Genomic DNA, 628 nt, shown 5'->3' on the forward strand with positions numbered 1-628 from the left:
TTGTAAACACAGGGTTTCAGGTTCTCTTTCACTCCCCTCCCGGGGTTCTTTTCACCTTTCCTTCACAGTACTCATCGCTATCGGTCACTAAGGAGTATTTAGCCTTGGGGGGTGGTCCCCCCGACTTCCTGCCAGGTTCCACGTGTCTGACAGTACTTCGGATACTGCTCATCCTCTTCTACTTCCTGTACGGGATTTTCACCCTCTCTGATCACACTTTCCAGAGTGTTCCAGTCGTATCTGAGGACTAAATGCAGTCCATAACCCCACGGTGCACGCACCATGGTTTAGGCTCTTCCAATTTCGCTCGCCGCTACTTTCGGAATCGAGTTTTCTTTCTTTTCCTCCGGCTACTTAGATGTTTCAGTTCACCGGGTTCCCTCCTGCAGGCTATGTATTCACCTGCAGGTACTGGAGGTTTACTCCAGTGGGTTTCCCCATTCAGAGATCGATGGATCACTTCGTATTTGCCAATCCCCATCGCTTATCGCAGCTTATCACGTCTTTCGTCGGCTCTTAGTGCCTAGGCATCCGCCCTATGCTCTTAATGCTTAACCAATTTTCGTGAGTTCCTTCTCACTCATCGATTCTAGCGTGAATCGATGTTGGCTGTGTGATGATGTTTCCA

Annotated in this window: 1 rRNA gene; it reads right to left on the bottom strand. The window is 49.4% G+C overall.

From position 1 onward, the window contains the following. Positions 1-558 (bottom strand): 23S ribosomal RNA (locus tag ACTNC3_RS11475); the annotation flags it as partial. Positions 559-628: the final 70 nt, after the last annotated feature.

This window comes from Oribacterium sp. HCP3S3_B9, assembly GCF_052064255.1.
Classification (GTDB): Bacteria; Bacillota; Clostridia; order Lachnospirales; family Lachnospiraceae; genus Oribacterium.